The following is a 12,010-nucleotide window of genomic DNA, read 5'->3' on the forward strand; positions in this document are numbered from 1 at the left end:
TTCTTTCTATCATTATGTATTTTATCTCGTAATAACTTATTAAGTTTATCACAGGTACTATGAAACGTCAATGGAAATATCGCAAATCAATGATAAGAAAAAAAATCTGCACGAAGCGTGACTTAGCATGATCATTAACGAAAAACCAGTATCAATGCCATACCCTCAGCTTCTTGTTTCGCATATATCGCACCATCCATCTTTTGCATAAGCTCTTTGCAAATATAAAGCCCTAAACCGCTTCCTGCTTTTCCAAGTGCATTTGTCCCTCTAAAAAAGCTATCAAACAAATGATTATATTCATTTTCATTCACAATACTTCCACTATTATAGAAATGAATCAATTGACAATAATCCTCTTCATAAAAAGTGATTTTAATGCTTCTACCATCACCGTATTTATAAGCATTTTCAAACAAATTATCAAAAATTTCACGGACTCTATCGATATCTCCTTTTAATAATCTATCCTCATATGCCCCAATGCATAGTTCAATATGACGTAGCTTACATTGCTCTTGATACACATCCAAGACCTTTTTCATTAAATCCGAAAGATAAAATTCTCCTTGTTGTACCTCAAGATCCATAATATCTTCTCGAGAAGCAAGCCTAATCTGATTCACATAATCTTCGATTTCTTTACTTTTTTCTTCTATTTTAGAAACATAACGATTTTTATCACTTTCATCACAATGATCTTCCACCAACATACGCCCATACAGTCGAATGAGATTTAATGGCGTTTTGATATCATGAGATAAGGATAATAGCAATTGTTTCTTCTCCTTTAATAGCTCTAATTGTCGTTTTTTCGATAGTTCCAATTCATCTTTTAATTGGCCCATCCCCATCAAGAAGTCTTGATAATAGCGACTTTTCTCGATCTTGATATCTTTTTTTCCATGACCCTTGGCTAGTTCTAACGGCATTTCACTCAACTGTTGAAAAGGTAGGATGACACGTTTTCTCAAATAAAACAAAATAGCAAGTACAAACAATTCCATGAAAAGAAGCCCGGTCTGTGCCATCAACAAATGCTCTTTATTCCTACGTGGCATATGATACTCAAATTTTAAATATCCTTTTAACTTTTCATCTTGATACCAAGGTTGGATCATCACACCATCTTCTTGTGCAAAGTCATAGAAGGCTTCCACAATAGACGCTTCCTGTTGTTCAATATCTAGATAACGAATTGCTTGTATCAGTTTATATTTTGATAGATCCAATGCCGATGGATCCTTCAAGCTCTGCATTTCTTTCATCGCTCGATTGATATCCACACGAAAAGCATTTTGATCACGGTCATCTTGATGATAACTACCATATCCTAACAACAAAGCAAGGATGCTATATAATAATAGCGAAAGAATAAACAAACGGTCAAATTTTTTCATAACGATATCCTACTCCCCATACAGTTTGAATACGTTTTGGTTGGCGTGGTTGTTCTTCGATCTTAGAACGAAGCATTTTCACATGTACGGTCAAGGTCTGGTTTTCACTTTCACTTTCCATGCCCCAAATTTCATTAAATAAAAAATCTTTTTGTAAGGTCTTTCCTTCATTTTTCACAAACAACAACAATAGCTCAAACTCTTTAGCATTTAGTTCCAATGGTTTTTGTTTGATATATGCCTTATGTGCATCTACATCTATCATCAATGCTCCTGAATAAATCTTATGCTGTTGGTTTCTATCTGATCGACGATGTAACAAAACCTGAATTTTCGCATATAAGATATCCGGATCTACCGGTTTAGGAATATAATCATCTGCCCCAAGCTCAAAGCCCATCAATTGATCTGATTTTTCACCTCTTGCGCTCATGATCAAAATAGGTAGATCATAAAGCTTACGTACTTGCCGCATAAAAGCAAAGCCATCCATATTCGGTAACATGATATCAAGTAAAATCATATCAACATTATGTGTATACAGCCATGCAAGACCTGCTTCTGCATCTGGAAAAGAACAAAGGGAAAAGCCTTTCTTGGTTAGAAAGGCCGTTAACAACTCAGCAAGTTCTTTATGATCTTCAATTAGTAATATCGTTTCCATACATCACCATCCTAATTTTAATAACCATTCATTTAATCTACGTTCCCTAGCATCGGCATTCATACCATGATCCCATTTTCCCAAGGATATCTCATCACGAATATCACCATCCTCTATATAGAGCACTCTTTCACATTTAGAAGCAACCTTCATATCATGGGTAACCAATAGAATACTTGTTCCTTCTGCATTGATTTTGATCAGCTCTTGCATCACTTCAATTGAATTCTGTTTATTTAATGCCCCGGTTGGTTCATCGGCAAAAATGATCTTAGGATGATTGATCAAACTTCGACAAATACATGCACGTTGTAATTGACCACCGGAAACCTCATTGACCGCATGATTGCCTACTTCACTGATATTCAGCTTATGCATCAACATCGTAGCACGCTCTTCAATTTGTTTACGACTTTCCTTATGCTTACCATGTCTTTTTTGAAATGCCGGTAACATTATATTATCATAGAGTGTTAGATTTTTCAGCATATACATTTGTTGAAATACAAATCCCATTTCTTCTAAACGTAAATCACTCATCTCATTTGCAGATAGCTTATTTAACTCTTTCCCAAAGAAATTCACACTGCCGGCGCTCAATTGATCCATACCACTTACGGTATATAAAAGTGTCGTCTTACCTGATCCACTAGGACCCATGACACCTACCATTTCGCCTTTTTCAATGGTTAAATTGATATTTCTCAATACATTATTTTGACGTTTATTCACAATAAATGTCTTACAAAGATTAGTTACAGTTAGCGTTTCCATATTCCGTTTTCTCCTATTCCAAATGATTCATTTCTCTAATATCAATGTTTTTGATACTCATAGAGCCAAGCAAAGCAGCAATCAGAATACCAATCAATAAGATAGTAGGATAAATGATATATGCCTGAAGTGCATTTACTTGAATGGCTATATTAGCACCCATGATCGCAAAGATCGGTTTTAAGATCACCGCATTAGATAAAAGCGATAAAGGAATTGCGATGATCATAGAACAGCATGTCACCACGATCATTCTAGATAACTGCCATAAACGAATGCTACTATTGCGAAATCCAATGCTTTTTAACATAGCGATTTCACCTTTTTCTCTTGCGATAAACAGCTTTTCCATCAATACCGTAATCAACATGATCACTCCACATAACATTCCTGTCATTGGCAAAAGCATTTGTTGCAAGATATCCTGGATTCCTCCGACATTTTGATCGATAATTTCTTGAGAAGTTTTCCATTCATAATCTGGAAACTCCTTTTGTAATTGCTTTACCAACTCAATCTGTGACAATGAAGTATCCATATATACCATTACTCCCCAATAATCAAATAGACTCTCTTCATCGCTTGTTATGGCAGGACTTAATCTAGCACTTTTACCAAGCTGCATATAATCACTATAAGAACCCGTAATCAATAAATGCTTTTCTTCACCATTGATTTCGGTTATTACCTTATCACCAATGCTCCACCCTTCTCGCTCTAACACCTTTTTAGAAAAAGCAATTTCATTTTCTAAGATTGGTGCACTGCCTTCTTCATAGGGCACAAACGAATCCTGTTTTCCTACGAATTGTATGCTCATATAATTATGTCTGTTGGTATCTTTTTTATCTCCATATTTCAGAAACAGGATCGGTACACCACACATTTCTACCTCATATCCTTTATCCTTCATTTCTTGTTTCACACGTTCCATACCTTCTTCTAATTGAGCTATATTTTGATATTTTTCATTTCCGATTCGTTCGATCTTCCTTACGACGATTGCGCTTTCTGGATCTACCATCATTTTACGTATCATTTCATCACTTTGCATGGTATTGACCGTATTCAACGGGATCGTGATTAAAATAAAGCTAATACTAAAGGTGATCATCAATACAATATAACGACGCATATGTGTTATGATATCATGTATTCCAAGATATATAGGAACCGTTATGCTTGAATATCTACTTAAAGTAAAGCGTGATACATGTGCAAAGGATTCTCCATCTGCACCTCCACGAATGGCAGTAATCGCAGATACCTTATGCAACCTTCTAGTACAATAATAACAAAAGAACAATACAATAGTGATAATGATCAGTGCACATAATACATTGACTCCCATATTGGCATCACTATGCTCTATGATCATATTACTGCTAAGGGATTGCATCATTTGTTTGCTTAAAGGAAAACTCAATAATAATCCCAGCATGGCTCCAACACAGACAATCACCAGATATTTCACAAGATACAACTTTTTAATCGCAAAATCTCGTAATCCGATTGCTTTTAAAATACCTATTTCCTGATACTGCTCTTCCATCGTAAATACCAAGGTAAAACGTAATACAAGTAATGAAATCAGAATCAAGCAGATACCGATACCGATCAATAATCCTGCCACGATCATATCAAAGCTATATGCCAACTTATACGTATCACGACTTATGATGTTGATAATCGAATCATACCCTAAGTTATCTAATTGCTCATTGACCATATTCACATCATCACACATAACATGAATTTGTTTCAGTTTTTGTCCAACAGATCGATATGCTTGATAATCTTCATCACTAACGATCAATCGTGACATTCCGATCATCTCTGTTCCATAAGCAGCATCTTTTATCTGATAACGAATGACAAAACTTTTGTTTTGATTACCTGTGACAATACGCAAGACATCTCCAATTTGCAAATCGTTTTTCTCCATCATATTTTTAGAAAGAGCCAATTCTCCTTCTTTTAATCGGAATGCATTTTCATTTTGGTCAAAGACTTTGGTATATGTTTCATTCTGCATGCTCATATATAAATTAGAAACCTCGCCCTTAATCTTATGAAAACTACCATTTTCCTTAACCTCTATGTTCTTGTCTAAAATAGACAAAAATTCATCTTGCGCAAAAGCAGATACCTCTTTCTTCTCTTGTTTCTGTTTCAGCCATCTTTCAATATCTTTGATATCCTTGTCTGAATTTAAGATCAAAGTCAGATCTGGCACATTTGCATAATCCATATAGTAATCCACAGCAGATGAAACTACCATGATATTATTCACACTACTGGACACAAACACTGTCGCTAATGTGATAAATAAAAATAAGATCATATTAACACTTTTTCGCTTAATCAAATCTTTTTTCAATATATGAAACCACATAGTATTTCCCTTCTTTCTAACATCTATCTACAGTATAAAGGACAAATTATGAAAAAATCCTTAAATCCTTTTTTATTTTATCCTATCGGACTTTTTTTATTGTCATTTTCTTTTACTAACAAAATAAACAAGGCTTCGAGGGAATACGAAGCCTTGTTTATAAAATTATATAGGGGATAGAATAGAATACGTTAATCAGGGATAGTCAGGGGTTCTTAACGTATCAGCAGTATCACTGCCTCCTATAAAATACCATAAAGAAAAAAAGAATTTTGTCGGATAATGTCAGGCTTCCTTTTTTTCTTCTAAAAGATGGATACGCTCCTTGATAAGATCATAAAAATCCTCATATGGAATAAATTGGATATCTTGTTCTTGACATGCGACATAATAACTTCCAAAACTATCATACACAATATCATATGCGTCCTTTTTTACAGTGATAGTAGTAAGCTTTGTTTTAAAACGAGTATCATTTCCATTGATCAAATGATCCTCATACACATAATTCGTGCTTACATATAATGGTTGTTCAACACCATCTATCGTAATATCACCACTATAAATATCACGAACGAAGAAATCTGCCTCATCAACTTCAACGTATTTCTTTGGAAAAGAATGCAAAGCAGCTTCTTTTACAGCTTCTTTATCTAAATTCAAAAACTTCATTAGGTCACCCTTCTTTCAAATTCTGATTATGTTTAAGTCTATCACACAATTCTACATGATTTCAACAAACTTTTTTGATAAGTTTTTATTATAATATTTGTAGCAAGTACGATCATGAGACTTGCCGGTATGAATATTACCCAAAAAGATTCATACTTTTTTCCTTTCAAAGATATTTAATTCTTAAACAAAAGAAGCACATTACCCCTCGATGCTTCTTTTGTTTTTGTATATCATAACTTTATCACATATTTGTTTGACGAATGATTTCAGAAACAACATAATCTAACATAATTACCACAAACTTATTCGATATGTTTTTGTTATACTGTAGTCAGCAAGTTAGATAAGGACTTGCTAGTATGATAATTTCCCCTCAAATAAATTCATACTTTCTCCCTTTCAAAAAATATAAATATCATAATTCAAAAAAAGCATCTCTTCCCCTCAGATGCTTTTTTTGTATCCTTAGCAATTTATGAGATACAACAGATTTCACAAAAACATAACAAACACCACACAATCTAACATAATATCCACAAACTCATTTGATATGTCTTTGTTATACTATAGTCAGCAAGTTAGATAAGGACTTGCTAGTATGATAATTTCCCCTCAAATAAATTCATACTTTCTCCCTTTCAAAAAATATAAATATCATAATTTTCAAAAAAAGCATCTCTTCCCCTCAGATGCTTTTTTTGTATCCTTAGCAATCCATGAGATACAACAGATTTCACAAAAACATAACAAACACCACACAATCTAACATAATATCCACAAACTCATTTGATATGTCTTTGTTATACTGTAGTCAGCAAGTTAGATAAGGACTTGCTAGTATGATAATTTCCCCTCAAATAAATTCATACTTTCTCCCTTTCAAAAAATATAAATATCATAATTCAAAAAAAGCATCTCTTCCCTCAGATGCTTTTTTTGTATCCTTAGATATAAGAATGATCTAAAATGCTTGTATGATTGCATATACGATTGGAACTACCAATGCCGGTAAAAGATTCCCTATCCGAATTTGTTTTCCAAACAGCAGATTTACACCTACGCCAAAGATCAATACAGAACCGACGAGGGATAGATTGGATATCAGTGTCGCATGAAATAATGGAGCAATCGCCCCTGCCAATAAAGTAATTGCTCCCTGATAAATCGCCAGAGGAAATGCCGCAAATAACACGCCGATTCCTAATGCGGAAGCAAATACCATTGAAATGATACCATCTAAAATTGCTTTGGTAAACAACATACTGGAATCATGGGTCAATCCATCCTGTAAAGCCCCCACAACAGCCATTGCGCCAACACAAATGACAAGCGAATTGCTGACAAAGCCTTCAACAAAGGTGTTGTCATCACTATGTACCATTCGTTTGATGCGATTCGCCATATGTTCCATTCTACCTTCGATATCTATCAATTCTCCAATAACAGCGCCAATGCCAAGAGATGCGATCAATAACATAGTTCCCTGACTCGTTAACTGAGCATCATGAACTTGCATCATTTCAGCTAATGTTCCACAGATTCCTATAAAAATAGTACACAATCCTAAAGCTTGCATTAATAAGTCACTGACACGCTGCGGTAATCCTCCTTTCATTATCATTCCTATTCCTCCACCTAAGATAACTGCAAAGGCGTTGATGATCGTTCCCATAAGATTACCTCCTTATTTATGATCACGTTTGATTGATGCTAAGCATTATCTTATCATAAATATGTGATGAATGACATTGGTATTTGAAGATAAAGAAAAGTAGATGACAAAAATCACCTACTCTTTCCACTTTTTAAAGATTCTTACATATAGTTTTGTAAGGTTCCTACTAAACTTGGTAATGGTTGATAACCCTGTAAAGTTTTCACCAATTCTCCGTTTTTAAATAATAACATTGTAGGTACGCTCATAATCCCAAATCGCATAGCTAGGTTGCTACTTTGATCTACATCGACCTTGACCACTTGTAATCTTCCTTCATATGTTTCAGATAGTTGTTCCAAAACAGGAGCCAACATTTTACAAGGTCCACACCATGTCGCAAAGAAATCGACCAAGACCAGACCCTCTTTTGTGATGGTATCAAATTCTGTTTCATTTATTACTTTCATATAATGCCTCCTTATTACGTTATCAGTATAACACAGCTCATCAAAATCATTCAGTGATTTACTCACAAATCAAAATATTTTTTTAAAGCGTATGCGATACCCTCTTCACGATTTGAAAGCGTAACATCATCTGCCACTTGTTTTACGTTTTCAAAAGCATTACCCATTGCTACACCTATTCCAACTTCCTGCAACATTTCAATATCATTTTCCCCATCACCAAAGGCAATCATATCATCCAAAGAGATGAAGCTTATGTTTGCGACATGAGCTAATCCTGTTGCTTTGGTTACACCCGGAATCATAATTTCCAACCATCTTGGACTGGTCAATCCGATCCAATAACGATCCTTTAACTCTTCTTTTGCTTGCTTTGTAATTTCTGATAATGTCTGTGGATGGTATGCCACAGATACTTTATTGATCTCCATTTGGATTTCTTCTGGTTCTTTGATATAAGTTAACTTTGGATAAGCTTCTCGATTATCAAATAGGAACTCAAATGCTCCGGCTGTCCAAGGAAAATCATCAGGCAAATGATGTTCTATACGATATTTACGTTTTTCTTCCATCAAAGCATCTGGAATATAATCAAACATTCCATCATCAAATTGACCGATGATTTCTACATCCCACTTCATAAAGTAATGAAAGACCTCATGAATTTGTTCCTTTTTCATACGTGCTAATACATCACGTTTTTGTTGTTTCAAATCATATACAGCACTACCATTTACTTCAACAAGATAACCGCCATATTGCATCATACCAAGCTCTTGGGCATATGGTAATAGTTTACGATAACTTCTACCACTTGCCAAAACCAGGCGAATACCTTGTTTCTGTAGCTTCATTAATACTTTTTTTGTTTCTGGCATGATACGATTATTTTCATCTAACAACGTACCATCCATATCCATTGCAATCATTTTTATCATATTGTTTTCACCTATCAGCATTATAACAGAATCCGTAAGCCTTAGCCAACTATCATCTTTCGAAATAGAAAAAAACATGCTATACTGTTGGCATATTTGAGGTGAGAAAATGAAAAAGCTACAAAAAACCAATGCTATGAGGATATTAGATCGTGAACACATCCCGTATAATATTTATACTTATGAACATGGTCAAGATGCAGTGGATGGATTACAAGTTGCTCAAATGCTACATCAGAATCCTGAAATGGTATTTAAAACACTGGTGACCATTGCAAACACAAAAGAGCATTATGTCTTTGTAGTTCCAGTTGCTCATGAGCTGGATCTAAAAAAATGTGCTAAGGCTGTAGGTGTAAAAAGTGTAGAAATGATACATGTCAAAGATATCAATAAGGTCAGTGGCTATATTCGTGGAGGTTGCTCCCCCATTGGTATGAAAAAAACATATGTTACTACCTTCCATGAATCCTGTCTTCAATTTGATACTATCATATTTAGTGGTGGTAAAATTGGTGTTCAGATCGAAATGTCTCCAAAAGAATGTATCAATTTACTTCATGCGAAATGCTACGATATTATTAAAAGCTGCTAACGCAGTTTTTATTTGACCGTAACACTATTTTGTAGGTTTTAATTGCATAAAAACAGCTAAAATCTGTGCAATTAAGGTTAAGGTACTAACTTCTTCTTTGGTCCAAAGGCGAAGTCCACTACATTCATCAAAGCCGATAAAGCCAGCAAAGAAATCATTCTGCTTGATAGCACATTGTAAGGTTGAATGTATATCCTGTTGGTCAAACACTTTGATCAATTCCTCATCCAATGTGTGAATATCTCGACAATAAAAGATACCTTGGTCATTGAACAAGCTTGTATAATCATGTAAATCTGCATAACTGATATGCTGTAAATGTTTCATTTGTGCAGTAACACCTTCATTGCACCATTCATAGGTATTATTTGTATATGCTCCATCCTCTGTACTTTCAAATACATAAGCACGACTTACATCAAATTGCTTTCCGACAATTTCTAATATCATTTGTATCGCTGTCTTTATATCATCCATCTGATATAAGATACGGAAAACATAACGAGCTAAATTATCTGTACTTTCCGCATAACTCTGTTCAGAATCTATAGAAGTTACATAAGATGATCGATCCATCATCTTTATCATATCCATAGTATCGCTATCAAAGAAAGCGTAACCGTTCTTCCCTTGTGTTTTAGCCTGATATAAGGCCTTATCAGCACATCCATATAGCTTATTAAAACTATCTCCATCCTCTGGATAAATAGCAATCCCAATACTGCAACTAACTTCAATTTCTTTTTTCTCTTGGTCAAAAAGATGATGAAAAACATTTACCAATTCTTTTGCCTTTTGTTTTGCATCTTCATAAGAACTGATTTCCTCCATAAAAATCGCAAACTCATCTCCACCAATACGACCTACAAGATCTTGCTTTCTCATGATTTTTTTCATTCCCGCTGCCATTTCACTTAAGACAACATCACCAACCATATGTCCATGGGTATCGTTAATTAATTTAAAATCATCGGTATCAATCATGAACAAGGCATTCTTTGAATTTGGATGCTCTGCGATATAAGTGTCAACATAACTTTGTAGCGTTTCCCTATTATAAATCCCTGTTAATGCATCCTTTTCCGCTTTATAACGAAGCTTTTCCATCTGCTTACGCTCTTCTGTAACATCTAATCCTACACTGTAATAAGAAGGAATACCATCCCAACTATCTTCTGCACTAATATAACATAATGTTACGGTCCATAATCGTTCTTCTTTTGCTCTTGTATAGGCTTTTGCTTCAAATACGATATTGTCTCCTGTGTGCTTTAAACTTTTTACCATTTTCTGTATACGTCGTAAATCATTAGAATTCAGATAATCACATTGGCTATGTAATTCACTTTCAAATTGCTCTTTGGTATATCCTATCATATCCAAGAAAATGCCATTATACCATAAGACCGTACTAGAATCACGAGCATCGATTCGTGCCATTCCTCCGGGAATTGTTTTTAATATTGCTTCTCGTTCTTGATCCTTTTTCGCTAATTTATATTCAGAAGTATACATATCATAAGATAATTCAATTCTAGCCTTATGTCCCTTCCAATTCAATGCTCGATCTTTAATGATAAAAGTGCGCTTTAAGACCGGATTATAAAACTCCCAGCTATAGGTTTCTTTCTTTTTCAAAAAAGCATTCGTACAAAACGGACATGGTGAAGTTCTTCCTTGAATCGCTTTATAACACTTCTTACCAAGTAATTGTGCCTCTGTTCTTTGAAGAGTATCACATGCTCGTTGATTTACGTAAAGTAATTCATAAGTATCCATATCACTGATATATACGTTCCCTGTATATTCTGACATCATCCATTCTAAATCATTCAAGCATTCATCTAAACTTTCTTGTGACAATTGTTGGCTATGATATACATCATCCATGATGGTATAAACAAAATAAATGATCGTTTGATCTTTTTGTGGAATCATTGTGCCACTACATCTGATCCAATGTTGTTGTCCATGAATATCTTGAATGATCAAATCACATTCCATATGCTCTTGATTATGCTTTTGAGCTTCTGCTATCGCCTTTTTTAAAACTTCAAAGTATTGAGGCATTGCCTCAAAACAACTACAGAATTCAACATAACGGTTCTGAAATTCCTCTTTCTCGCAATCTAATAAACGATAAAAAGCATCATTGCCCCATACTAAGGTTAAAGAAGCATCTACTAAATGCTTACTCACACCAGATTTCATTACTTTTAGAATATTCTCATGGAAATCTGTATTCATATTTTTCATCATTACCTCCACAGTAGAAAAACATAGATGACATTCTACCAGATGATCGATTTATGTACGTTGTATCTTATGGAATAAACTACATAACATTTATATCTTTATAGTCATTATATCATAGCATTTTAACAAAGGGAATGAAGATATACTGAAATTATCGGATTCCCCTTTTATCTATTCTAAGTTCTATAA

At 34.4% G+C, this 12,010-nt stretch carries 10 protein-coding genes; 1 reads left to right on the forward strand and 9 read right to left on the reverse strand.

What is annotated here, in order from left to right:
* Window positions 1–134: 134 nt before the first annotated feature.
* From UGRO018_RS08510 to UGRO018_RS08545, 8 genes are all read right to left on the reverse strand, one after another.
* A complete protein-coding gene (locus UGRO018_RS08510) occupies window positions 135–1,400 on the reverse strand; it encodes a sensor histidine kinase (protein ID WP_416326055.1) in 1,266 nt (421 codons plus the stop codon).
* Window positions 1,387–2,064, reverse strand: coding sequence for a response regulator transcription factor (locus tag UGRO018_RS08515; RefSeq protein ID WP_416326056.1), 678 nt, complete (start codon window positions 2,062–2,064; stop codon window positions 1,387–1,389). The genes UGRO018_RS08510 and UGRO018_RS08515 overlap by 14 nt, the downstream gene beginning before the upstream one ends.
* A gap of 3 nt (window positions 2,065–2,067) precedes the next feature.
* Window positions 2,068–2,838 (reverse strand): ABC transporter ATP-binding protein, encoded by a 771-nt coding sequence (locus tag UGRO018_RS08520; protein WP_416326057.1) that lies wholly within the window; start codon window positions 2,836–2,838, stop codon window positions 2,068–2,070.
* 13 nt (window positions 2,839–2,851) lie between these two features.
* The gene (locus UGRO018_RS08525) at window positions 2,852–5,233 is read right to left on the reverse strand and encodes an ABC transporter permease (protein ID WP_416326058.1); all 2,382 of its coding nucleotides are present in this window, start codon (window positions 5,231–5,233) and stop codon (window positions 2,852–2,854) included.
* A 285-nt stretch (window positions 5,234–5,518) separates the two neighbouring features.
* Window positions 5,519–5,905, reverse strand: coding sequence for a hypothetical protein (locus UGRO018_RS08530; protein ID WP_416326059.1), 387 nt, complete (start codon window positions 5,903–5,905; stop codon window positions 5,519–5,521).
* Window positions 5,906–6,869: 964 nt separating this feature from the next.
* Entirely contained in the window at window positions 6,870–7,580 is a 711-nt protein-coding gene (locus UGRO018_RS08535) for a DUF554 domain-containing protein (RefSeq protein WP_416326060.1), read from the reverse strand.
* Between the two features lie 143 nt (window positions 7,581–7,723).
* Window positions 7,724–8,032, reverse strand: coding sequence for a thioredoxin (gene trxA, locus UGRO018_RS08540; protein ID WP_416326061.1), 309 nt, complete (start codon window positions 8,030–8,032; stop codon window positions 7,724–7,726).
* Between the two features lie 62 nt (window positions 8,033–8,094).
* Entirely contained in the window at window positions 8,095–8,970 is an 876-nt protein-coding gene (locus tag UGRO018_RS08545) for a Cof-type HAD-IIB family hydrolase (protein ID WP_416326062.1), read from the reverse strand.
* Between the two features lie 109 nt (window positions 8,971–9,079).
* Between UGRO018_RS08545 and ybaK the strand changes: the two genes are divergently transcribed.
* Window positions 9,080–9,565, forward strand: a complete 486-nt coding sequence (gene ybaK, locus UGRO018_RS08550; protein WP_416326063.1) for a Cys-tRNA(Pro) deacylase — start codon at window positions 9,080–9,082, stop codon at window positions 9,563–9,565.
* Window positions 9,566–9,589: 24 nt separating this feature from the next.
* On the opposite strand, the gene UGRO018_RS08555 is transcribed toward ybaK, so the two are convergent.
* Window positions 9,590–11,821 carry a diguanylate cyclase domain-containing protein gene (locus UGRO018_RS08555; RefSeq protein ID WP_416326064.1) on the reverse strand — a complete coding sequence of 744 codons (2,232 nt, stop codon included), beginning with the start codon at window positions 11,819–11,821 and terminating at the stop codon, window positions 9,590–9,592.
* Between the last annotated feature and the right edge of the window lie 189 nt (window positions 11,822–12,010).

It is taken from the genome of Hoskinsella mucinilytica (assembly GCF_045223415.1).
Lineage (GTDB): Bacteria > Bacillota_I > Bacilli_A > Erysipelotrichales > Erysipelotrichaceae > Hoskinsella > Hoskinsella mucinilytica.

What these genes read in the sequence shown, in the direction of transcription:
- UGRO018_RS08520 (WP_416326057.1), bottom strand. Translation starts at nt 2,838, where the DNA reads ATGGAAACGCTAACTGTAACTAATCTTTGTAAGACATTTATTGTGAAT.
- UGRO018_RS08545 (WP_416326062.1), bottom strand. Translation starts at nt 8,970, where the DNA reads ATGATAAAAATGATTGCAATGGATATGGATGGTACGTTGTTAGATGAA.
- trxA (WP_416326061.1), bottom strand. Translation starts at nt 8,032, where the DNA reads ATGAAAGTAATAAATGAAACAGAATTTGATACCATCACAAAAGAGGGT.
- UGRO018_RS08555 (WP_416326064.1), bottom strand. Translation starts at nt 11,821, where the DNA reads ATGAAAAATATGAATACAGATTTCCATGAGAATATTCTAAAAGTAATG.
- UGRO018_RS08535 (WP_416326060.1), bottom strand. Translation starts at nt 7,580, where the DNA reads ATGGGAACGATCATCAACGCCTTTGCAGTTATCTTAGGTGGAGGAATA.
- UGRO018_RS08530 (WP_416326059.1), bottom strand. Translation starts at nt 5,905, where the DNA reads ATGAAGTTTTTGAATTTAGATAAAGAAGCTGTAAAAGAAGCTGCTTTG.
- ybaK (WP_416326063.1), top strand. Translation starts at nt 9,080, where the DNA reads ATGAAAAAGCTACAAAAAACCAATGCTATGAGGATATTAGATCGTGAA.
- UGRO018_RS08515 (WP_416326056.1), bottom strand. Translation starts at nt 2,064, where the DNA reads ATGGAAACGATATTACTAATTGAAGATCATAAAGAACTTGCTGAGTTG.
- UGRO018_RS08525 (WP_416326058.1), bottom strand. Translation starts at nt 5,233, where the DNA reads ATGTGGTTTCATATATTGAAAAAAGATTTGATTAAGCGAAAAAGTGTT.
- UGRO018_RS08510 (WP_416326055.1), bottom strand. Translation starts at nt 1,400, where the DNA reads ATGAAAAAATTTGACCGTTTGTTTATTCTTTCGCTATTATTATATAGC.